Origin of the sequence: Photobacterium lutimaris (assembly GCF_003025555.1) — a bacterium.
Lineage (GTDB): Bacteria > Pseudomonadota > Gammaproteobacteria > Enterobacterales > Vibrionaceae > Photobacterium > Photobacterium lutimaris.
In genome coordinates this window covers 117823-140761 of the sequence record NZ_PYMH01000014.1, presented here as the reverse complement: position 1 = coordinate 140761, position 22939 = coordinate 117823, and the positions used below count along the sequence as shown (strand labels likewise).

Genomic DNA, 22939 nt, shown 5'->3' with positions numbered 1-22939 from the left:
TGCCAAAATACCTTTCCTATAAATAGAATCGCTATTTTGTATTGGTCACTCAGTTTCATTGATAATTCTTTTGTTGACTATCATTTCACGAGTGCCCACACAGATTGCATGGTCAAATTGTTAAAGAGCGTTAACTCGACACTGCGTGTCGGTTGAGGCTGCGTATCTTACCAGCACAAACCTCGGTGTCAACAATTAATTTCAAAAAACTTTTCTTTGAAACGCTTTGCTGACAAGGCTTACCAATGGATAAATTCTTATTTTAAAGAATTCATCACTATTAACAAGCAAGGCCGGCAATTCTAGTCATTTACACTTCAGAGTCAAGCTCAAAAATGACAACAAAATTTTGCAGACCTATCACCAACAAGTTATCCACAATTTGTGAATAGCTTACTAAGAAGCTGCTATCCCGTTGGTGAGGCGGCATTATAGGGAGACTAGAAGTATTAGCAATGGTTTTTTTGACTTTTTTGGCCAATTGATGACAAAAGAAACGTAAACGGGTAAAAAACACAAAAAACGCCCAAAGCAACGCTTCAGGTACCCGTTATTTACTAAAGCGCACCATTAAGCGTAGACAATATCTACTCTCTGTGTGGTAGAACCTTTAAAAAAGAGGACGTATTAGCCCTCTAAAGAAATTTAGATCGGTAGACTGACAATAAAAGAAGGGTTGAGCAGTTCTTCTCGATCATAACGCAGTGGGGTACCATCAAGGTTTTTGACAATCGCTCCTGCACTTTCAGCAATACATTGGCCTGCTGCTGTATCCCACATCATCGTCGGGCCAAGTCTCGGGTAATATTGAGCTCGACCTTCTGCGACTAAGCAAAACTTCAGCGATGAACCCACCGCGACTAATTGGTATGTCGAAAGCTGAGCCAAGAACTCTTCCATTTTAGGGCTAGGATGAGAGCGACTCCCAACCACAACAGGTGAGTTGGCAGCTTTTACTTTGATTTCCTCTCGCTGATTATTGTTAATGAGCCAAGCTTGATGACCATCACCTAACCACGTTTTACCGAGAGCAGGGGCATAGACAACAGCCATGACTGGTAGCCCTTGTTCAATCAACGCAATATTAACGGTGAACTCACCATTTTTACGCAGGTACTCTTTGGTGCCATCTAAAGGGTCAACTAACCAGAATAGTGGCCAATGTTTTCTCTCTGCCCAAGGGATATGCGCAGACTCTTCAGAGACTATGGGGATATCGGGTGTTAATGCAGCCAACTTTTCAATAATAATTGCATTTGCAGCTAAGTCGGCAGCGGTAACCGGACTACGATCCTCTTTTTCTGACACCTCAATATGAGAATGGTAAAGCGCCATAATAGCCTTACCGGCTTCCAATGCTATTTGATGTAGTGATTCAAGTTGGTTTCCCACACATCACTCCTTCCGTTATTCAATAATTTTTCGAGCTTTCAGCACATCAACACATTGATCAACTAATCGTTGAACATCATTATGGCCCGCTGATAAATGAACCTCAGCGTCTAATGGCTTCTCGTACTCAGAATCAATCCCAGTAAACTGTTTGATCTCCCCCGCTCGTGCTTTTTTATATAACCCCTTCGGGTCTCGCCTTTCACACTCATCCAATGGTGTATCGACAAACACTTCCAGAAACTCTCCCGAAGGAAGCATGTCACGCACTAACTGACGCTCGTGCCGGTGAGGAGAAATAAACGCGCTTAATACAATCAATCCCGCATCAGCCATGAGCTTTGCTACTTCTCCAATACGCCGAATGTTTTCCCGGCGGTCTTCAGCAGAAAACCCAAGATCTTGGCAAAGTCCATGACGAACATTATCGCCGTCTAATAAATAGGTATGATAGCCCATCTCTGCCAAGCGGTGCTCCAATACCCCTGCGACCGTCGATTTACCTGCCCCACTGAGTCCTGTAAACCACAGTACGCAGGGTTGTTGTTTTTTTTGCTCTGCCCGGAAGGCTTTATCGATTTGGTGAGTATGCCAAACAATGTTGTCATTGTTTGCCGAACGAACAACCGATGTCATAGCTAACTCCATTTATATTTATCATTAAAAGGGAAAAAGTCGTGGTATCAAGGTCAGTACAACCACCGAGTACACCAATGAAATAGGCAGCCCAATACGTAAATAATCTTTCAGCTTGTAATTACCCACGCTGTAGACCAACAGATTAGTTTGATAGCCATAAGGAGATATAAAGCTAGCACTGGCACCAAATAAAATCGCCATAATGAAAGGCATCGGATCGACGCCATAGCTCAGCGATAAACTGTATGCGATAGGAAATGCCAATGCGGCGGCTGCATTATTGGTAACCAACTCTGTTAAGACCAAGGTCAGTAAATACACCGCAACCAGCGCACCGTACATTCCCCCCCCCGCAAAACCAGTCATCAACATGTCTCCCATTCGCTCAGAAAGCCCACTAGATAACATCAATTGAGCCAGTGACAATGCCGAGCCTACAATCACGACAATATCAATAGGAAAACGCCGCCTAAGCTCGGCAAACGTGACCACCCCGAAGGCAATCAGCAATACTAAGTAGCCAGCCAGCCCCTTGATGATGGGCAACACATTCAAGAGTGCCGCCACAATAACCAGCATGAAACCCAAAAGTACCGTCGTGCTTTTTTTACTATCTAGCCTTGCGCTCGAGTCCAGTCCGTTCACAAGGACAAACTCGCGATTAAGTTGCTGCTTTTTACTGTTAAAAGTTTTTCCCGGCACTACCACCAAGGTGTCGCCAGCATGCAGTTCAATATTTCCAAGTCCACCAGCCAACCGTTCATGGCCTCGGCGAATGGCCACAACAACCGCATCAAATCGCTCGCGGAACTGAACACTCTTTAAGGTCTTTCCGCGGATCCCGGCAGAGTGACTGACAATAACTTCAAGCATGGACTGACCATTAAGATGATGCTGACCAAAAAGTTGGAGTCCATTGATTTCCTGTAATGTCGTCACGCTTTCCACATCACCACAGAATAGTAAAGTATCACCGGTCTTGAGTTGTGTCTCAGGACAGACCGGAGCAAGGGTTTGACCATCCCGAACGATCTCCGCGAGGAACAATCGCCGCAACGCCCTTAAGCCGTTTTCGGCTACACTTTTACCTACCAGTGGAGAGCCACCGACAACCTTGGCCTCCAAGAAATAGGGCAGATCATCCTGTGAGCTGTCATCATAAATAGGTAGTAAATAACTTAACGGGATTAAAATCAGTAAGCCAACAGCCAAGACAGCCAGACCAATCGTCGTGGGCGCAAAAAAGCCTAAGCTGGGTAACCCGGCGTCTTCGACAAAGCTATTAATGATCAAATTTGTTGAGGTGCCAATAAGGGTTAATGTCCCGCCCAAAATGGCTGCATAGGATAAGGGGATCAACAAGCGCGAAGGGGCATGCCGCTGGTTCCGCTTGATCGCCCCAATTAATGACACCACGACAGCAGTATTATTGGTAAAGGAGGACAGGAAGGCGGTCGATAGTCCCAGTTTCGCGACAACCATCGATTGCCCCCCACTCGATATTTGCTTCCCGACCCAACTTATCAATCGGGTTTTTTCCAATCCAATAGAAACAAGGATCAATAACACCAAGGTTAATAGTGATGAATTGGTAAAATTGCCTGCCAACGTTGGCAAATCAATCATCCCGCCCTGAAAACCAACAAAGGCAGCCCCAGCAAACAAATAAGCTGGCTTGATCCTTGTCGCAAGCAGGCAGGTTACAATCACCATTAACATGGCAAGAACCATTCCTTGTTCCCATTGCATTATCATTATCCCAGCAGCTTACTGACATCTTTCACCTGCCAATGAGGGAAGTGCTTACGGATCAGAGCATTAAGTTCAACTTCAAATGCAGATACCGATATTGAGGTGAGAGCTTGCTCTTCGGCAAGCGCTTCTCGCACCATCCCTGCACCAACAGTAACATTGGTCAGGCGGTCGATAACGATGAAGCCACCAGTATCTGGGCTATGCCGGTATGGATCCACAACGATTGATTCAATAAGAGCGACTTCACATAAACCAATACCGTTTAGGGGCAGGCTGTCAGTATCAAAGGTACTAAGGTTGTTAATGTCAACCTGATGGCGAATAGCTGAAATACTCCCCACGGTCTTTTTACCCGCAACTTTTATATCGTACTGCCGTCCCACTTCGAGCGGTGCTTCTGCCATCCACACAATATCAGCCAGTACTCGGTTGCCCAAAGAGACCTCGTTATCGACCGCAGCAAGAGTATCGCCCCGGCTAATATCAATTTCATCGGCCAGTGTCAGAGTAACGGCTTGGCCCGCAAAGGCGGCAGGCAAATCACCGTCAAAGGTCACAATACGCTCAACATGAGAATGCTTGCCCGATGGCAGCACCTTGATGGCATCCCCTACGCTGATCGTGCCCGATGCGACGGTACCAGCAAAGCCACGGAAGTCCAAATTAGGTCGATTTACATACTGAACCGGTAGACGGAAATCCCCCGCTTGGCGGTCAACATTGATATCCACCGATTCCAACATTGATAGCAACGATTCACCGCTATACCACGGCGTTTGGTCGCTAAGGTCGACCACATTATCCCCCTCTAGGGCGGATAACGGTACTAGCTTGATTTCCAGCTGCGGATTGAGTTGCTCGGCAAACGCAAGATACTCATCACGAATAGATTCAAACCGTGACTGCTCAAAACCCACTAAATCCATCTTATTGATAGCCACAACGAAATGACGGATCCCCAGCAAACTGGCAATGTAGGAGTGACGACGAGTTTGATCCAATACCCCTTTACGGGCATCAATCAAAATAACAGCCACATCACAGGTCGAAGCACCGGTCGCCATGTTCCGGGTGTACTGCTCATGCCCAGGGGTATCAGCAATAATGAACTTGCGCTTTTTGGTAGAGAAATAACGATAAGCAACATCAATCGTGATCCCCTGCTCCCGCTCGGCCTGAAGGCCATCAACCAACAGTGCCAGGTCTGGTTTATCGCCGGTCGTCCCGACCTTCTGGCTATCGGCATGAATGGCAGCCAATTGATCTTCATAAATCTGCTGCGAGTCATGGAGCAGACGACCAATCAAGGTACTCTTTCCATCATCGACCGATCCACACGTCAGAAAACGCAGTAGGGATTTGTTTTGATGCTGATCGAGGTAGGCTTCAATACCCAGCTCGGCCACTTGTTGTTCAATTGTACTGTTCATAATTCTCTCCTTAGAAGTATCCCTGACGTTTCTTGAGCTCCATCGAACCGGACTGATCATGATCAATCGCCCGACCTTGGCGCTCACTGGAAGTGGCCACCAGCATTTCTTCAATAATGCCGGGGAGCGTATCGGCCTCTGATTCAATCGCTCCCGTCAGTGGGTAACAGCCCAAGGTTCTGAACCGCACACTCTTTTGCTCTATCTGTTCACCAGGTTGAAGCTTCATCCGGTCATCATCGACCATGATCAACATACCATCACGCTCAACAACCGGACGCACTGCAGACAGGTACAAAGGGACTATTTCGATCCCTTCGAGGTAGATGTATTGCCAGATATCCAATTCAGTCCAGTTGGATAACGGGAAGACCCGAATGCTTTCACCTTTGTTTATCTGACCGTTGTAAGTCTTCCAGAGCTCCGGTCGCTGGTTCTTCGGATCCCAGGAGTGGTTCTTGTCACGGAATGAATACACTCTCTCTTTGGCGCGAGACTTTTCTTCATCACGACGGGCGCCACCAAAAGCGGCATCAAACCCGTATTTATTCAACGCCTGCTTGAGGCCCTGGGTTTTCATTATATCGGTATGCTTGGATGAGCCATGCGTGAAAGGCCCTACTCCCATCGCCAACCCTTCAGGGTTTTTGTGTACCAACAGGTCAAAGCCGTATTTCTCGGCCGCCCGATCACGGAACTCGATCATTTCACGGAATTTCCAATCGGTATCGACATGCAAAAGCGGAAACGGGATCTTCCCTGGGTAAAAGGCCTTGCGGGCAAGATGTAGCATGACCGAGGAGTCCTTACCGATGGAATACATCATGACAGGGTTATCAAACTCGGCGGCAACCTCGCGGATAATATGAATACTCTCCGCTTCCAGTTGCTTTAAATGGGTGAATCTTTTCGGGTCCATTACTCTCTCCATGCTAAGCCAGTTTCACCACAGCACCTTGTTCATCCACACTGGGATAAGCAGGCTGAGGTTGCTTTCCGAACCAATGTAATTTTTCTGATAGATTGACCACTTCACCCACTACGATCAGTGCTGGGGAAGCCGCCTGTTGAGCTAACTCTTCCAACTCTTTGAGTTGGCCTTTGAAAATCTTCTGGGTTGGCTGAGTACCGCGCTCAATGATCGCAACCGGAGTGGTGTCATCGCGGCCATGCTGAATCAACTGCTGCTGGATATCTGAGGAGTTCATCAGACCCATGTAGATCACCAAGGTCTGATTGCCCCGGGCCAAAGTATGCCAATCGAGCTGATCGCTACCGGCTTTTAGGTGCCCTGTGACAAACATCGCCGTCTGGGCATGATCCCTATGGGTCAATGGAATGCCGGCATACGCCGTCGCTCCCGCCGCTGCAGTGATCCCCGGTACCACTTCAAACGGAATATTGTGCTCAAATAAGACTTCCAGCTCTTCACCGCCACGACCGAAGACAAAGGGATCCCCCCCTTTAAGGCGGACAACACGCTTACCTTTGGAGGCATATTCCACCAGCAAGTGGTTGGTCTCCCCTTGAGGCACACTGTGAAAGCCGGCTTTCTTACCGACACAAACCCGTTCAGCATCGCGGCGGACCAGGCTCATTACCTCATCCGAAACCAAGTAATCGAACAGCACCACATCAGCCTGTTGCAATAATTGCAACGCCCTGAGAGTCAGTAGCCCAGCATTCCCGGGACCAGCACCAATAAGAGCGACTTCGCCGCCAGAGCTTTGCCCTTGGCTCAATTGCTCCAGTTCATACTCTGCCGACTCAACCTGTCCAGCAGCTACCAATGAGGCAAAACGCCCATTGAAAGCTTGCTCCCAGAAGCGACGACGGGCAGGGAATGATGTGACCGTCTTGGCCAAGCGAGAACGAAAACGTCCTGCGATCGTAGCCATTAGGCCGAGGTGTTGTGGCAGTAATGCCTCGAGCTTTTCACGTATTAATCTTGCCAGTACCGGCGCTTGGCCCGATGACGAAACGGCGACGATAATGGGTGAACGGTCGACAACCGATGGGACGATAAAACTACAGCGCTGAGTATCATCCACCACATTGACCAACACCTGCCGCTGGTTAGCTGATTGGTAAACAAGAGCGTTTAACGCCTTGCGTTCAGTGGCGGCAATCGCGAGGAAAATGCCATCAAGGTGATGTGGCGAGAATTCCTCGCCCAGGTAAGTCAGCTGGCCGTTATCGACCGCTTGCTGGAAAAGAGGTGACAGCTCCGGGCTGATAACCTTTACATCTGCCCCTGCCTTGAGCAACATCTTCGCCTTGCGCCAAGCAATATCATTGCCGCCAACAACCAAGCACGGTCGGCGCTTTAGATCAGCAAAAATTGGCAGATAATCCATGTGTGAATGCCCCTAAGAATCCGTTGATAGCATCACTATAGTTATGATTTTTTATTACCTGAAATTCTTAAATTTCATTTTTTATTCCAAAATGTTTATCTCAAAATTAATCTCTCTTCTTACCTTTTAAACCATAGATAAGTTCGCTCAATTAGCAAAATCTCGACCATTATTAAGAAAGGAAACCATTCACCTCAGTGATAAATTCAACTAAATAATATGCATTGCTTTTTTTCTCGGGCTTATACGTAGTCAAAATGTTGTTATCTGATCCACCCCGCTCCAACAACACAAAAAAATACGCAGAAAAAAGCGATTAATCACACATAAAAGCTATTCTGTTACGCAATTTAGGAAGCGTTTTTGTTACCTTATGCACGCTTTCCTATACCGACACTCACGGAGAAAATTATGAAGTTATCAGCCAAACCCTTATCGATTGCGATTTTGGGCGGCATGCTGGCTATGGCAGGACCGGCTACAGCAGACACCATCAAGCTTCGCATCTTGGAAACAACGGATATCCATACCAATGTCATGGACTATGACTACTACAAAGACAAACCGACGAAAAAAACGGGTCTAGTACGCACTGCAACATTGGTAAAGCAAGCCCAATCCGAAGTGACCAACAGTGTTTTGGTTGATAACGGCGACTTGATCCAAGGTAGCCCGATGGGGGATTACATGGCTGCTAAGGGGCTTGGTGAAGGCGATATTCACCCAGTTTACAAGGCAATGAACCAGCTGAACTACGAAGTGGGTAACATCGGTAACCACGAGTTTAACTACGGTTTAGACTTCCTGGACAAGGCCATTGCCGGCGCGAACTTCCCGTACGTCAATGCCAACGTCTACGATTTGAAAACAGGTAAAAACCTATTTACGCCTTACGTGATCAAATCTCACATTTTCAAGGACACCGATGGTGCCGAACACGAAGTGAAGATCGGTTACATCGGTTTTGTGCCACCACAAATATTGGTATGGGACAAACGCCATTTAGAAGGCAAGGTCAAGGCTGAAGATATCAAACAGTCTGCTAAAAAGTTCGTCCCTCAAATGAAAGCGGAAGGTGCTGATATCATTATTGCCATTCCGCACTCTGGTGTCTCTGTGGACCCTTACAAAGTGATGGCCGAGAATTCAGTGTATTACCTCACAGAAGTCGAAGGCATCGATGCGATCGCCTTTGGCCACTCGCATGCCGTTTTCCCAAGCAAGGCGTTTGCAAACCTGCCTAATACCGACGTGGAGAAAGGCACCATCAACGGTGTTCCTGCCGTCATGCCCGGTCGCTGGGGTGATCACCTAGGTGTCATTGACTTGGTGCTTAAGCAAAAAGGCGAAAGCTGGACGGTCACTAGCGCCCAAACTGAAGCCCGCCCTATCTTTGATAAAATCAAAGGCGAAGCGATTGTTGAAGCTGACGATAAAATGGTCGAAGCCATCAAAGCTGAACACGACGGTACCCGCAAATTTGTCAACCAGCCAATCGGTAAGGCCAACGATGTCATGTACAGTTTCCTGGCACTGGTTCAGGATGATCCAACGGTACAAATCGTCAGCCTTGCCCAGCAAGATTATGTTGAGCGCTTTATCCAAGGCGACCCAGATCTAGACGGAATTCCCGTCCTGTCTGCAGCGGCTCCATTCAAGGCCGGCGGTCGTGGTAACGATCCAACCAACTTTACCGAAGTAGAATCTGGCCAGTTAACCTTCCGTAACGCGGCAGATCTGTACCTTTACCCGAACACCTTAGTGGCACTGAAAGTCACCGGTAAAGAAGTCAAAGAATGGCTGGAATGCTCTGCCGGCCAATTCAACCAAATCGACCTTAGCAGCGACAAGCAGCAAGGGCTGATCAACTGGGATGGTTTCCGCACCTATAACTTCGATGTCATCGACGGCGTAAACTATGCTATCGATGTTTCCCAGCCAGCCCGCTACGATGGCGACTGCAAGCTGATCAACGACAAGGCAGAACGTATTCAAGGTTTGACCTTCAATGGCAAGCCAGTTGATCCTACCCAGCCGTTTATCATCGCCACCAACAACTACCGTGCATACAGCGGTAAATTTGCCGGTACTGGTGAAGAATACATTGCCTTTGCCTCGCCAGATGAGAACCGCACAGTTGTCGCGGATTACATTACCCGCGTCAGCAAAGAGCAAGGTGAAGTGACGCCAAGTGCTGACAACAACTGGCGTTTTGCCCCACTGAAAAGTGAGAAAGAGCTGAACATCACTTTCGAAACCTCACCGGGCGACAAAGCAGCCAGCTTCATCAAAGACAAAGCACAGTACCCAATGGAAAAAACCGGTAAAGATGAAATCGGCTTTGCGGTATACCGAATCGACCTGCAACAGTAAGTCGGAGAACGAACCGCCCATGAACATACCGCAGCCTCGGCTGCGGTATTTTTTTGGTATGATAAAGCGTTATCTGATCCTGCGAGCACAAGATGAAAACAGCCCTGATCCAGTTTCTCCAGAACCATGGTGCCGATGAAGAGACCCTCCACCAAGCTGTTGCGGCAGCAGAGCCGATGGAACTTCCGACCCGCCATATCCTGCTCAACCAAGGTGCGCAACCTGACTATGCCTTTTTCCTGGCCGAAGGGGTTTGCCATGCCAGTTACCTAACACCTGAAGGCCGTCACTTCAGCAAGGAGTTTTACTGGGAGCAAGAGCTCATCATCGGCTTTGAAAGCCTACTGACTGGCCGTCCTTCCGAGTATTTACTAGAGACCTTGTCCGCTAGCCAATTACTGGCACTGCCCCTAGCGCTTATCGAACAATGGAAAACGGCCAGCCCTCGCCTCTATATGGCTTTGCTAGAGCGCCAACTACTGTTTAAGGAGCACAAAGAGCGTTTTATGCTCGTCCACTCACCGGAAGAGAGGTACACCCTGTTTTGCGAACACTTCCCTGATCTTCAGGCGCAACTTGCCGATTACCAAATTGCTTCTTACCTTGGGATTACGCCCACCAGCCTGAGCCGAATCCGAAGCCGAAGCTGTGAATAGCCGCATAAATAACAGCTCAACTTACCTTAAGTTAATGCCAAGCCCATAGGGTTCATTTATCCTGATGGGCCAATGAACCACATCAACCATCAGGAGAATGTGATGCAATGGCAATGCCTGCGCTTTGACCAACTGACTACACACCAACTTTACGACTTGCTCAAGCTGCGTAGCGATGTCTTTGTGGTTGAACAAACTTGTGCGTACCCGGACTTGGATGACCATGACAGAAGAGCCGGAACTTACCATTTACTCGGCTATCAAGACGAAACATTGGTTGCCTACTTGCGCCTATTGCCTGCCGGTACGACCTATGATGGTGTCAGTATTGGCCGAGTTGTTACTGCACCGGCTGTTCGCGGCCAAGGGGTAGGTTATCCGCTTCTTGAACAAGGTCTAGCTCTGGCCGAACAACTGTGGCCGGGGGAAACCATTGAGATTGGGGCCCAGGCACACTTGCTGCGTTACTACCAACGCTATGGCTTCGAGGCATTTTCGGAAGAATACCTTGAGGATGGCATCCCACATATCGATATGCGGATCACCAAATAAAAAAAGCCACCGAGCAAGGTGGCTTTTTTTCATTGGTCGTTATCTCGGTGCGAAGAATACTTTACTGGGTGCGGCGAACAAAGCTGCCATCGGAGCGGCGGAAAAACAATACCGGCTCGCTGTTACGACGTTCAATTTGCAGGGCATCCAAACCACCCTGCGCGGTCTGGCGGTAACGCAGCCATTGGCCAGCCTTGATCCGGCTCAGTGGTTTGTCATCCCCTTCAATCGCAGCCACCGCATAGAGATCATTGAGCGGCAGGTTATGCTGGCGGAAAATATTGGCGAGGGTCTCGCCACTTTTTACCTGGTAACGCTGCCAGTCGGCACTTGCTGGCTGAGTTGACGTCGCCTTGACTGTTTTCTCAGGCTGCTTGGCTTCAGGTTTGGAGGCAATAGGCTGACTCTCAACCGGCTCTAATGGCCTGATGCGAGAAGGACGAGGAGGCGATACCGGCTCTTCCCTCTTCCCAACCGCCACACTCTGCGATTGCTGGCTCTCTAGGTTCAGGGACAATTCACGGCGGATAGGCTCGGATGACTCAACCCGAACTGTTTGCTTTTCCCCCGGCATAACCAATAGGATCGCCGTCACCGGAACCAATATGGCCAACGCACGGCGATGCAATGTGGGTAACTGCTGCCATTTGCTTTCCAAGGGTGCAAACTTGGCACGGATAGCCGCGCCTCCCTGTTTGAACGCCTCCTTATCAAAGGTGATACGAGGCCACGTAAATTCACTCTTTTTGTTCGAACGGCGTTTGGCCTGTCCCATACACAACACTCCAGCGCTATCTAATTCACGCTATCCATCGACAGCTTATTACAATGGTTTACCCCTAGGGGGAGAAACTGTTATCCTGCCTGCTTTATTCACTCTACTAAAGAGATGACACCATGTCTGACGTAAAACTAGATACAGTTGAAACTAAAGCAAGCTACGGTATCGGTCTTCAAATGGGCCAGCAGCTAGCACAAAGTGGTCTAGAGGGCCTGAATGTGGCTGCTATCGCCAAAGGTATCGCAACTTCTCTAACTGGCGACATGCCAGAAATCGAAGTTGATGACATCAACAACGCACTACGCGATCTACACACTCGTGCAGAAGCTGTTCGTCAGGAGCAAGCACAAGCGGCAGCCGCTGACGGCGAAGCGTTCCTAAAAGATAACGCACTACGCTCAGAAGTTACAGTAACTGAATCTGGTCTTCAGTACGAAGTTCTTGTTGAAGGTAACGGTGAAATCCCATCTTCAGACAAGCAAGTACGCGTTCACTACCACGGCGAACTAACAGACGGTACTGTTTTCGACAGCTCTGTATCTCGCGGCCAGCCTGCTGAGTTCCCTGTAACTGGCGTAATCGCTGGTTGGGTTGAAGCTCTACAGATGATGCCTGTTGGTTCTAAGTGGAAACTATACATCCCACAGAATCTAGCATACGGCGAGCGCGGCGCAGGTGCAGCGATCCCTCCATATGCAGCGCTAGTGTTCGAAGTAGAACTACTAGACATTCTTTAATCGCCTGACGATTACTGACAAAAACGGTGCTTCTGGCACCGTTTTTTATTGGCCAAATCTCACCACCCTTGCGTATTATCCTACCCAAAGTTTGTCTCTTTTTATCTTTTAATTCATTTTTTGCCATATAATTTGGTACCTACCCCGCATTCCTGACTAATCTTTAATGGGAAACCCAATAGTCGACGCCTACATGGAGGATTGCGAAAGATGTACCTATTGACCCGACCCCGTGCCAAAACTTGGCTACTGCTACTTATTGGTAGCTTATTATTGCCTGCCACCAGCCACGCCTTCAGCCTTTCTGACTTATTCGGCGGTGATGACGAAGAAGCGGCATCGACCCTCAGTAACCCACTGGCTGATTTACTCAGCAACCAGCTTGATGTTTCAACAGAACAAGCGGCTGGCGGAGCCGGTGCCCTGCTTTCCATTGCAGCTAGCCAACTTGGCGGTGAACAAGCGACCGAGCTCACCCAGATGATCCCCGGGCTAGATTCCCTCACCGGCAGCCTCCCCCCCGGAACCAGTGCATTACTTGGCAATATGGATACCATCAACCAAGTCTTCAGCGCCCTCGGTATGGATCCCAGCATGGTAAGCCAGTTCATACCCGTTGTGATGCAATTTCTGGGTGATCAAGGGGCCAGTTCGTCCCTGATGGATAACCTCGGAAGCATCTGGCAAGCCGCAGGCTAACTTAGGACCGATAAAAACGCGCGCAACGATACCGTGCAAGCCCCACTTTTCTGTCAGCATGATGTAAAAAAGCCTTACCCAGCAATGAGTAAGGCTTTATCTACCGCTACCTCGGCAAACTGAGTCCGCTAGATACCAGAACCATCTGCTTCGACATCCTCTTCATGCAAGCCACATTCACGCTTGAGGCCAAAGAAACGGGTTTCCTCTTCCGTCATACCCGGCTGCCACTTTTGGCTGGTATGGGTATCGCCGATGGAAAGGTAGCCCTTATCCTTGAGTGGATGGTAGGGAAGTTGATACTCGGCTAGGTACTGCTCAATGTCCCGGTCACTCCAATCAATCAGAGGCAAGAACTTGAACAAACCATTTTGCACCGCCAGCACCGGTAAGGTCGCCCGGCTTTGTGACTGTTCACGGCGCAAGCCGGAAAACCATGCTGAAATCCCGAGATCATCCAAGGCACGCCGCATCGGCTCAACCTTGTTCAGTCGGTTATATTGCTTGATCCCACCAATGCCCTGCTCCCAAAGCTTGCCAAATCGCGCTTCTTGCCAATTGGGACTCAATTCTGCGCGGTAAACATGCAAATTCAACCCCAGGCGGTCGGTCAACTCATCGACAAACTGGTATGTTTCAGGGAATAGGTAACCGGTATCGGTTAGAATCACCGGGATATCGGACTTGATCCGCGTGACCAAATGCAACATCACAGCTGACTGAATGCCAAAGCTCGATGCTAAGCCAAACTGCCCGGGCAAATTGTCCAAGGCCCAACGAATACGTTGTTCGGCACTCATCACTTCTAGCTTGGCATTGATCTCCGCCAATTCCAGGATTTGCTCCACCTTGCTGGCTTGCAGCAACGAGGCGTATTGGCTATCAGGCATAAAAATCCCTCTTTGAAATCAGGACCGGCTCAATAATGCCGGCACGGATAGTAAAGTCGCCAAAATCTTCTCCGTCCTCCCTCTCCTTGGCCCAGCGGCCAACCAGGCTATCCAACTCGGTAAAAATTTGTTCGACTGTAATGTTTTCACGGTACATTTTCGGGATCCGAGTACCGTTACGGTTACCACCGAGATGAAGGTTATAACGCCCCGGCGCCTTACCCACCAAGCCGACTTCAGCCAGCATGGCCCGGCCGCAGCCATTCGGGCAGCCGGTCACCCGCAAGATGATGTTGTCATCTTGCGGCAAGCCATGCTTCGCCAATAACTGTTCAATATCGGTGACAAACTCCGGCAAGAAACGCTCAGCCTCCGCCATTGCCAACGGACAAGTAGGCAGTGAGACACACGCCATGGCATTTTTCCGCTGCTCGGAAACGCCATCATCGATCAGGCCATGATCGCGCGCGATCTTTTCGATCTTGTTTTTATCGGCCGCGGGGACACCGGCGACAATCAAGTTCTGGTTCGCCGTCATCCGAAAATCCCCTTTATGGGTTTTCGCGATCTCCGCCACCCCCGTTTTCAAAGGCTTGCCCGGATAATCCAACAAACGACCATTTTCAATAAACAGCGTCAGGTGATGCTTGCCATCAATCCCTTCGACCCAGCCAATATTGTCACCACGCTCGGTAAAGACATAAGGTCGACTCGGGGCAAACTCGATGTCAGCCCGTTTCTCAACTTCGGCCTTGAAGACATCAACACCGACCCTGTCTAGGGTGTACTTGGTCTTGGCATTCTTGCGGTTAGATCGATTCCCCCAATCGCGCTGGGTAGTGACCACTGCCGCAGCAACATCGAGGGTTTTCTCCAGCGGGATAAAGCCAAAATCGTCCGCCTTGCGCGGATAAGTGGCCTTATCACCATGGGTCATAGCCAAACCGCCCCCCACCAGCACATTGAAACCAATCAATTGGCCCTGCTCAGCAATGGCGACAAAATTCAGATCATTCGCATGAACATCGACATCGTTTTGCGGTGGGATCACCACGGTAGTTTTAAACTTCCTCGGCAAGTAATTACTACCGAGGATCGGCTCTTCATCCGTGGTTTCCAGTTTGTCACCATCAAGCCAAATCTCGGCATAAGCACGGGTTTTCGGCAATAAATGTTCGCTGATCTTCGTTGCCCACTCATACGCCTGCTGGTGCAACTCGGATTCCACCGGATTGGTGGTACACAGTACATTTCGGTTCACGTCACCGGCGGTGGCAATCGAGTCAATGCCGATTTGGTTCAGGGTTTGGTGCATCAGCTTGATATTCGGCTTGAGTACACCGTGGAACTGGAAAGTCTGACGGGTCGTCAAGCGGATACTGCCATACAGGGAATGATCCGCGGCAAACTTGTCAATCGCCAACCATTGCTTAGGCGTGATCACTCCCCCCGGCATCCGGGCCCGCAGCATCACATTGTGCAGCGGCTCTAGCTTCTGCTTGGCTCGTTCGGTACGGATATCGCGGTCGTCTTGCTGATACATCCCGTGAAAGCGGATCAGCTGGAAGTTATCAGCGGTAAAGCCACCGGTGATCCGGTTATTCAAATCCTCGACAATGGTGCCACGCAGGAAGTTACTTTCACGCTTGAGGCGTTCGTTATCCGACAGTTTTTGCTCGCTCATTAGTACACATCCTTTTGATAACGCTTGCTCTTGCGTAGTTCACTTAAATATTGCTCGGCCTGCTCGCGACTCTTACTCCCCTGCTGTTCGACAATCGTAATCAGGGCATCGTGGACATCTTTGGCCATACGAGTCGCATCACCGCAGACATAAAAATGAGCACCGTCTTGCAGCCACTGCCACACTTCTGCCGCATGCTCGAGCAAGCGGTGCTGGACATACACCTTTTCAGCCTGATCTCGGCTAAACGCCACATCGATCCTATCCACCACACCGGATTTCAAATATTTCTGCCATTCAACCTGATACAAGAAATCCTCTGTGAAGGTTCGGTCGCCAAAGAACAGCCAATTCTTACCTTTGGCATCACGGTTATCCCGCTCCTGAACAAAGGCACGGAACGGCGCAATACCCGTGCCCGGCCCGACCATGATCACCGGAGTGGTATCATCTACCGGCAGTTTGAAATGGTTGTTGGGTTCGACAAATACCCTAACGCTGTCGCCTTCTTCCAACCGCTGGGCCAAATAGCCAGAGGCACCGCCTTGACGGGTTTCACCCCCTTTCTGGTACTCCACCAGCCCAACGGTCAGGTGCACTTCGTCACCCACTTCTTCTTGGCTCGAGGCAATCGAATACAAGCGGGGGGTCAGACGACGCAGCAAGCCAAGCAGCTGTTCTGCGCTCAGAGCTGCTTTTTTCTCACTAAGAACATCAATAATCTGAGTATTGGCGGCATATTCGCGCAGCTTGTCTCTGTCTTCGACCAGCTTCGCCAATTTTTTACTGCCTGACAGTTCAGCGTATTTGGTCACCAGCTGCGGGTTGGCGAGCGTAATTTCATAGTGGCGGATCAGAGCATCAGCCAGCGGCAGCAACTCGCCATCCACCTCAACCTGCTCGTCGGCCGCTAAACCAACCTTATGCAGAATCGCCTCGACCAAATCCGGCGCGTTGTCGTACCACACCCCCAGTGCATCACCCGGCTGATAAGTAAGGCCGGAGCCCTCAAGATCGATTTCCACATGGCGAACATCTTTACCCGACTGCCGACCAGTAATTTTCTGGCTGGCCAGCAATGCAGCCGGGTACGGGTTCTTCTTGCTATAAACGGATACGGCGGGAGCTGCCTGGCCAACGGGCAGCTGGACGATATCCGCTTCACCGGATGCGGGGTCAGATTTCAGGGTTTCCTCAACCTTACCCAGTGCCTGAGCGCGCCACTGTACGGCCTCTGACTCGTAATCCACGTCACAATCGAGACGAGGCAGGAATGATGTTGCCCCAAGTTTGCCAAGGAAAGCATCAAAGTCTTTGGCGGTCTGGCAGAAATATTCATAGCTAGAGTCGCCCAAGCCAATCACGGCATACTGCAAGTTAGGCAGTTGAGGGGCTTTCTTCGATTGCAGGAATTCATGCAACTCAATGGCATCATCGGGTGCCTCTCCCTCACCATGGGTGGAGGCCACAATAATGACATGGGTCTCCTTGGCGAGGTTTTTCCCCTTATAATCCCCGGCAGCAAAAACCTCCGCCTTGATGCCCTTGGCGTCTGCTTCGTCTTTCAGCTGCTCAGCCACCCCTTTGGCATTCCCGGTCTGGGAAGCATAAATGATGGTCAGCTTACCGGCAGGTTGATTGCTGGTTGCTAATGCGGGTGCTGGTGAAGGCTGAGCCTGACCAGCCACCTGAGTTTGGCTAAGGCCCCAAAAATAACCACTGATCCACGCCAACTGTTGTGGCGAAAGCTCGGCAGCAGCCTGCTGTAATTGACCTATTTGCTGATCATTGAGCGGGCTGGCCAAAGCTGAAAGTTCCTTAAGTAACATGACACGACGATCCCTATACATTGCGTATGGGTTAGATTAGCTACTCTGGGAAATAACAAGAAAGAATAGATAAGAATGTTTTATAACGATTTGTAAGGATGGTGGGTAAAAAAAACTGCAACTCACGCTGCAGCCTTTCTTTGTATTCAAAAGGTATCGGCGATCCTCACTTGGTGAAAACCAACCTCGAATGCCCGCTCGGTGGCCGTATCAATATCGCGATAGCATTTTTCACTACCCGCCCCGTCAGTCAGAGGGACAAAACCGCCCCGGCGATGGCGAAACTCGACGATCCATCCATTTGCCTGAATGGAGGGTTCGATTACGGCTTCCACTATATCGTTCTTGGTATAGAGGTTCTGCAATTCGGTTAACGTCATAAGCCTCTGCCCCTTCCAGTTGCACCTTTTATAAAAATGGTACAAAACCGAGAAAATAGGCAATAAAAAAGCCACTATTTCTCGTGGCTTTGGAATAGATGAGCTAATTTAATCGCTTAGATATCGATCTCTGCACCGATAAACCAACCGTCAGCAAAGAATTCGCCGCCAGTGTTAATGAAGTCAAAATCGTAGTCCATCACACGGTAGCCTGCACGCAGGTTCAGATCTGCCGCGACCAGTGGAATGCTCCACTTCACGCCAGCCTGGCCATCTACGGTGCTGGTGCTATCGTAGTTACCGAAGTTAAGATCACCGAACAGTGATACTGGTGTCATTGGGATACCCAGCTCAACGTTACCGTAGATATTTGGCTGCCACTCGCTGAACTTCTCGTTATTGAACTTGCCCGAGTTGAACTTGCTCATGGTCACACCGATATCGAACGCCACAGCATCGTTATCCAGAATTTCGTAGTATGCGGTGTAATCCGTTTGGCCGAATGACACATTACCGTTGTCGATATCGGTGTAACGCAAACGGAAGTTTGGCACCAATGGAACGAAATGCTCAAACGCCACATAGTAAGAGCCTGACGTATTGCTGTCAGACAGGCTACGGCTATCGTTAACCTTGGCATCGGTGAACCAAGCATCAACACCGGCTTTTACCCCAAACAGCATTGCTGCCTGGGCAGGCACTGCCGCAGACAGTGCGACAGCAGCGGCTACCGCAGAAAGCGCTAATTTTTTCATTTCGAGTCTCCGCTCTTTATTAGTATTTAGCTAAAAAACGGCCAGACTATATCAGATGCCGATTAAGAAAACTGCACTTGAAATGTCAAACATCTGGTTTCTTTTCAAAATTTTGCATCCTTATCGTGGCCTTATTTTCAACCACGATCAGCGGTAGTAACGTTTTCTGTGCGTTTGCTCAGTTTTATGCTCACGGTAAAACCACACCCCGACAACAATCAGCAGCAGCCAAGGCAGCATTTTAAACATCACCCCAATCATCCCGGCAACCGCCATGACGATAAAACCAGCGGCAACCGCCAACGCCATCCCCAGAATACTCACACCGGTACAAACCAACACCACGGCAAACACCAGCAAAAATAGAAACTCAATCATCGCTCTCTCCTTCGACATCCAGTAAGCATCATTGGCAATACCATTGCCTTATATAACCTAGGCATTGCACAAATTAGACCACGTTGTAAGAAAAAGAGCTTTACCAATAAAATCAGAACATTAAAAAAGGCACGCCGTAATGCGGCATGCCTTCACAATTTTGAGCTTGGTATATTTCGCCAACTTATCGGCTTAATTCACCATTATTATATCAATACCTTACACATCAAGGTGAGCCGGGATCTTCGCCATCGCCTGTTGTAGTACCTCAATACCAGAACCTGGTTTATGGGCATTTTCACTGATATGACGGCGCCACTGGCGCGCACCCGGCATACCCTGGAACAACCCCAGCATATGGCGGCTGATATGGTTCAGGTAAGCTCCTTTCGCCAACTCACGCTCAATATACGGGAACATGGCTTCCACAATTTCACGGCGCTTTTTCACCGGCTTATCAGAACCAAACAAACGCTGATCAACCTCAGCCAACAAATAAGGGTTTTGGTAGGCTTCACGGCCCACCATTACACCATCCATATGCTGAAGGTGCGCTTCAATTTCTTCCATGGTCTTCACACCGCCATTGATCCCCATGGTCAGGTGTGGAAAGTCTTTCTTCAGTTGATAAACACGCGGGTAATCCAGTGGTGGGATCTCACGATTTTCCTTCGGGCTCAAACCACTCAACCACGCTTTACGGGCATGAATGGTAAAATCTTCACAACCGCTTTTTTCGCTGACGGTGCGAATAAAGTCGGTCAGAAATTCATATGAATCCTGATCATCAATACCAATTCGGGTCTTTACCGATACCGGAATATCTGCCACTTCGCGCATCGCAGAGACACACTGTGCCACCAAATCGGCTTCTCCCATTAGGCATGCACCGAAACGGCCATTCTGCACGCGATCAGACGGGCAACCGACATTAAGGTTAATCTCGTCATAGCCGCGCTCAGCCGCCAACTTGGCACACTGGGCCAGATCGACCGGGTTTGAACCACCCAGTTGTAACACAAGCGGATGCTCTTCTTCGTTGTAGGCCAAATAATCGCCCTTGCCGTAGATAATGGCTCCCGTGGTCACCATTTCGGTATAAAGCTGGGTACGCTCACTGAGCAAACGATGGAAATAACGGCAATGGCGGTCAGTCCAATCGAGCATCGGCGCAATGGATAGACGACAGTCCGGGTATTGACCCAACTGTAGTTGCTCATCATTAGACTGTTCGTTCATTACAACAGCAGTATCTGTCATCGGAAAACCTCATTATCGACCGCTAAATCTCTCGTTCCAGGCACTTTGGGAACGATCCTCCCACGCCATGGATCTCACAACGCTGCAAGGAGGCGGATTCTACCCTATTCCTGCCTTTATCCCAAATACCACCGAGACAACCCAAAAAATTAAGGCAACACCTCCTGTAAACCACCACAAACAGCTGGCTTACCCAGCAGTATTTAGCCCCCGGCAAACCTTTTAATGGCAAAATAAAAGGCGATTAAAAACAACACCTTAAAAAACAAATGTTCATCAAACCCAGGCATACAATCATTTTGACAACAGCAAGCCATCGAAAAAACCAGGAAAGCTGTACATTCAACTTAAGTTGTTGAATTTTAAAGGATCAATATCAATATCACTTATCACCAAAAGCACTGGTTCACCTTTTCGCTGAAAAAAAACAAAAAAGAAGCACATCAACACAGTGATGAGTTTGCTTCGACAGCCACAGTAAAACGATCATCATAGGCCAATTGATCCAACTAAATAGATCATGATGTACCAAATACTAAGAGCAAATAGAACATCATATACTAAATACTAAGAGCAAAAAGAACACCATAGGCCAACTAACATCAGAAAAACTCAACACTCAAACATAAGGCATTGAATTTAAAAGAATTATTAATCAATCCTCCATAATGAAAATACTTCATCGCTGACGAGAGAAAAAACAAGAAAAGCTGCACAAGCACTAAACCCATTATTAATCAGTGAGTTATAAAAAGAGACAAGCGAGACGAGTCACAACGACAGCTTTTAGGTGTTTTTTCGCAAAAAAGGTAAACAGAGATACATGAAATGCTTATCACTGATGCAAGACGCCTCTTTTTCCCAGTTCGTTTTCAGGCGCAATTAACGGAATCACCATAACAAAGGTCACTTTGGGCATGAGTGTGGTAATATGTAAGGCTTATCGCTTGTATTTTGAGGTTATATGGCAAATAAAGGTCAGTTGCTGGCAACCGCCCAGCAGCTCTGTGAGCAACGAGGAGTAAGACTGACACCTCAAAGACTGAAAGTTCTGGCCCTGATCATCGAACACCACAGTTCCATCAGTGCTTATGAACTCTTGGATTTGCTGCGCGACAGCGAACCCCAAGCCAAGCCGCCGACGGTTTACCGAGCGCTGGACTTTCTTCTAGCCCAAGGCTTTGTCCACAAAGTCGAATCAACCAATAGCTATATTGCCTGTTGCTTACTGGGTCACGCTGATCATTGTTCCCAGCTTCTCATCTGCAGCCAGTGCGGTAACGTCGAAGAGTGCCACGACGAAGAGCTTGCCAAGCTTCTTCGCCAACGCGCCGAGCAGCGAGGCTTTGAGGTCACTAACCATGTCGTTGAAAGCCATGGTGTTTGCCAGCATTGTAAAAACAAGTAAGTTATTTTATTCAGACAGAGATCGTCGTTATTAAATTATGCGCGCAGAATTCGTAAACCCTTTCTTAGCGTCACTGTTGAATGTTCTCAAAACAATGGCGTCAATGGAGCTGGCTCCTCAGAAACCCCGGCTAAAAAAAGATGAAGTAGCCAGAGGCGATGTCTCAGGCTTGATTGGTATGGTCGGTCCGAAAACCAGAGGCTCGATGTCAATCACTTTTGATGAAGGGCTCGCTCTGGAGATCATGCAGAGAATGCTGGGTGAACGCCCACACAGCATTAACGAGGAAGTCACTGATATGGTAGGTGAAATTACCAACATGGTAACCGGTGGCGCTAAACGCATTTTGGCCGAAAAAGGCTATGAGTTCGATATGGCAACGCCAGCTGTCGTCTCAGGCCGTGGCCATACCATCACCCACAAGTGTGATAGTGCCATCATCATCATGCCGTTTGATTCTGAATACGGCAAAGCCTTTATTGAAATATGCTTTGACAGCTAAACCCCACTTCCACACTCTCCTTTGACTTTCAGCTAGCCTCGCTGGCTGAAAGTATTTCCCGCAATCTATCATCAAACTTATCACTTTGATTTTTATGTGAAGTTGCCACAAATCTCGAATAAAAAACTACCAACTGTCATATATTCGATCTATGCTCATTATGCTGGATAGGCATCAACACACTTATGATTTGATGTACCCCTGCGCGTCATTTTGCTTCCCCGTAGGGGCTAAGCAAGGAAATACCCTCATTCAAAGGAAAGAACGTAACATGAACAAACTGACTGGGACCGTTAAATGGTTCAACGATGAAAAGGGCTTTGGCTTCATTTCTGGTGCTGATGGCAAAGATGTATTCGTCCACTTCAGTGCTATTCAGGCTCAGGGCCGTCGCACCCTGCAGGAAGGTCAAAATGTCGAGTTTATCGTGACAGATGGTCAGAAAGGTCCACAAGCTAGCGAAGTTATTGCTCTGTCTTAAT

At 48.8% G+C, this 22939-nt stretch carries 22 protein-coding genes; 8 read left to right on the top strand and 14 right to left on the bottom strand.

What is annotated here, in order from left to right; all coding sequences use genetic code 11:
- Positions 1–645: 645 nt before the first annotated feature.
- The 6 genes from cysQ to cysG are packed head-to-tail and all read right to left on the bottom strand — an operon-like array spanning position 646 to position 7573.
- Positions 646–1392, bottom strand: a complete 747-nt coding sequence (gene cysQ, locus C9I99_RS22505; RefSeq protein ID WP_107351077.1) for a 3'(2'),5'-bisphosphate nucleotidase CysQ — start codon at positions 1390–1392, stop codon at positions 646–648.
- Positions 1393–1407: 15 nt separating this feature from the next.
- On the bottom strand, positions 1408–2028 hold the full coding sequence (gene cysC, locus C9I99_RS22500) for an adenylyl-sulfate kinase (RefSeq protein ID WP_107351076.1): 621 nt from the start codon (positions 2026–2028) through the stop codon (positions 1408–1410).
- A 24-nt stretch (positions 2029–2052) separates the two neighbouring features.
- A complete protein-coding gene (locus tag C9I99_RS22495) occupies positions 2053–3780 on the bottom strand; it encodes an SLC13 family permease (protein WP_107351075.1) in 1728 nt (575 codons plus the stop codon).
- A gap of 5 nt (positions 3781–3785) precedes the next feature.
- Positions 3786–5216 (bottom strand): sulfate adenylyltransferase subunit CysN, encoded by a 1431-nt coding sequence (cysN, locus tag C9I99_RS22490; RefSeq protein WP_107351074.1) that lies wholly within the window; start codon positions 5214–5216, stop codon positions 3786–3788.
- 10 nt (positions 5217–5226) lie between these two features.
- Positions 5227–6135, bottom strand: coding sequence for a sulfate adenylyltransferase subunit CysD (gene cysD / locus C9I99_RS22485; RefSeq protein WP_107351073.1), 909 nt, complete (start codon positions 6133–6135; stop codon positions 5227–5229).
- A gap of 13 nt (positions 6136–6148) precedes the next feature.
- Complete coding sequence (gene cysG, locus C9I99_RS22480; protein WP_107351072.1) at positions 6149–7573, bottom strand: siroheme synthase CysG; 1425 nt, start codon at positions 7571–7573, stop codon at positions 6149–6151.
- Positions 7574–7984: 411 nt separating this feature from the next.
- Here cysG and C9I99_RS22475 point away from each other — a divergent pair, with 411 nt between their 5' ends.
- The 3 genes from C9I99_RS22475 to C9I99_RS22465 all read left to right on the top strand — a co-directional run bounded on the left by C9I99_RS22475 (position 7985) and on the right by C9I99_RS22465 (position 11154).
- A complete protein-coding gene (locus tag C9I99_RS22475) occupies positions 7985–9946 on the top strand; it encodes a bifunctional 2',3'-cyclic-nucleotide 2'-phosphodiesterase/3'-nucleotidase (protein WP_107351071.1) in 1962 nt (653 codons plus the stop codon).
- A 92-nt stretch (positions 9947–10038) separates the two neighbouring features.
- Entirely contained in the window at positions 10039–10602 is a 564-nt protein-coding gene (locus C9I99_RS22470) for a Crp/Fnr family transcriptional regulator (RefSeq protein ID WP_107351070.1), read from the top strand.
- A 102-nt stretch (positions 10603–10704) separates the two neighbouring features.
- Complete coding sequence (locus tag C9I99_RS22465; RefSeq protein ID WP_107351069.1) at positions 10705–11154, top strand: GNAT family N-acetyltransferase; 450 nt, start codon at positions 10705–10707, stop codon at positions 11152–11154.
- A gap of 61 nt (positions 11155–11215) precedes the next feature.
- Here C9I99_RS22465 and C9I99_RS22460 read toward each other — a convergent pair whose 3' ends face one another.
- On the bottom strand, positions 11216–11929 hold the full coding sequence (locus C9I99_RS22460; protein ID WP_107351068.1) for a LysM-like peptidoglycan-binding domain-containing protein: 714 nt from the start codon (positions 11927–11929) through the stop codon (positions 11216–11218).
- A gap of 122 nt (positions 11930–12051) precedes the next feature.
- Here C9I99_RS22460 and bamJ point away from each other — a divergent pair, with 122 nt between their 5' ends.
- Both bamJ and C9I99_RS22450 read left to right on the top strand, forming a co-directional pair.
- Positions 12052–12672 carry a BamJ family beta-barrel-assembly machinery protein gene (gene bamJ, locus C9I99_RS22455; protein ID WP_107351067.1) on the top strand — a complete coding sequence of 207 codons (621 nt, stop codon included), beginning with the start codon at positions 12052–12054 and terminating at the stop codon, positions 12670–12672.
- Positions 12673–12882: 210 nt separating this feature from the next.
- Positions 12883–13371: a DUF2780 domain-containing protein gene (locus C9I99_RS22450; RefSeq protein WP_107351066.1), complete on the top strand. Its 489-nt coding sequence runs from the start codon at positions 12883–12885 to the stop codon at positions 13369–13371.
- A 128-nt stretch (positions 13372–13499) separates the two neighbouring features.
- Here the strand turns inward: C9I99_RS22450 and C9I99_RS22445 are convergent, their stop codons facing one another.
- From C9I99_RS22445 to dusA, 7 genes are all read right to left on the bottom strand, one after another.
- Complete coding sequence (locus C9I99_RS22445; protein WP_107351064.1) at positions 13500–14261, bottom strand: phosphoadenylyl-sulfate reductase; 762 nt, start codon at positions 14259–14261, stop codon at positions 13500–13502.
- Positions 14254–15945 (bottom strand): assimilatory sulfite reductase (NADPH) hemoprotein subunit, encoded by a 1692-nt coding sequence (cysI, locus tag C9I99_RS22440; RefSeq protein WP_107351062.1) that lies wholly within the window; start codon positions 15943–15945, stop codon positions 14254–14256. The genes C9I99_RS22445 and cysI overlap by 8 nt, the downstream gene beginning before the upstream one ends.
- Positions 15945–17774 (bottom strand): assimilatory sulfite reductase (NADPH) flavoprotein subunit, encoded by a 1830-nt coding sequence (locus C9I99_RS22435; RefSeq protein WP_107351060.1) that lies wholly within the window; start codon positions 17772–17774, stop codon positions 15945–15947. Before C9I99_RS22435 ends, cysI begins: the two co-directional genes overlap by 1 nt.
- Before the next feature lie 146 nt (positions 17775–17920).
- Complete coding sequence (locus tag C9I99_RS22430; RefSeq protein ID WP_107351058.1) at positions 17921–18154, bottom strand: thymidylate kinase; 234 nt, start codon at positions 18152–18154, stop codon at positions 17921–17923.
- A 116-nt stretch (positions 18155–18270) separates the two neighbouring features.
- Positions 18271–18909, bottom strand: a complete 639-nt coding sequence (locus C9I99_RS22425) for a TIGR04219 family outer membrane beta-barrel protein (protein WP_107351056.1) — start codon at positions 18907–18909, stop codon at positions 18271–18273.
- Between the two features lie 147 nt (positions 18910–19056).
- Positions 19057–19287, bottom strand: a complete 231-nt coding sequence (pspG, locus tag C9I99_RS22420; protein WP_107351055.1) for an envelope stress response protein PspG — start codon at positions 19285–19287, stop codon at positions 19057–19059.
- A gap of 219 nt (positions 19288–19506) precedes the next feature.
- Entirely contained in the window at positions 19507–20526 is a 1020-nt protein-coding gene (dusA, locus tag C9I99_RS22415; RefSeq protein ID WP_107351082.1) for a tRNA dihydrouridine(20/20a) synthase DusA, read from the bottom strand.
- A gap of 985 nt (positions 20527–21511) precedes the next feature.
- On the opposite strand from dusA, the gene zur reads away from it, so the two are divergent.
- From zur to C9I99_RS22400, 3 genes are all read left to right on the top strand, one after another.
- Positions 21512–21955, top strand: a complete 444-nt coding sequence (gene zur / locus C9I99_RS22410; RefSeq protein WP_107351054.1) for a zinc uptake transcriptional repressor Zur — start codon at positions 21512–21514, stop codon at positions 21953–21955.
- Positions 21956–21992: 37 nt separating this feature from the next.
- Positions 21993–22457 carry a chemotaxis protein CheX gene (locus tag C9I99_RS22405; RefSeq protein WP_107351052.1) on the top strand — a complete coding sequence of 155 codons (465 nt, stop codon included), beginning with the start codon at positions 21993–21995 and terminating at the stop codon, positions 22455–22457.
- A gap of 271 nt (positions 22458–22728) precedes the next feature.
- Positions 22729–22938, top strand: a complete 210-nt coding sequence (locus tag C9I99_RS22400) for a cold-shock protein (protein ID WP_107351050.1) — start codon at positions 22729–22731, stop codon at positions 22936–22938.
- The last annotated feature ends 1 nt before the right edge of the window (position 22939 follow it).